Annotated in this window: 1 protein-coding gene; it reads left to right on the forward strand. The window is 63.3% G+C overall.

What is annotated here, in order from left to right:
• Positions 1-17: 17 nt before the first annotated feature.
• Positions 18-229: lipase family protein (locus QP119_RS11785; RefSeq protein ID WP_284776367.1), on the forward strand; the 212-nt coding region annotated here is incomplete at its 3' end.

The following is a 229-nucleotide window of genomic DNA, read 5'->3' on the forward strand; positions in this document are numbered from 1 at the left end:
ATCTGGAACTAAACAAAATGGGCACCGTCGCGCCGTCTGCGCCGATCATGGTGATGACGAATGCCGACGACGACCTCGTTCCGGAGCCGCAAGCCACCCAACTGGCAGAGGACTATTGCGCCGTCGGTGCGCAGGTGGAGTACCGACGCGTGGTGGTGCCGGGTTCCCCGACGCAACCGTTGTCGTCGGGGCGTCTGCAGTTTACGCCACACGTTCCTGGTTCGGGCCA

Source organism: Corynebacterium frankenforstense, assembly GCF_030211955.1.
In the GTDB taxonomy this organism is placed as follows: domain Bacteria; phylum Actinomycetota; class Actinomycetes; order Mycobacteriales; family Mycobacteriaceae; genus Corynebacterium; species Corynebacterium frankenforstense_A.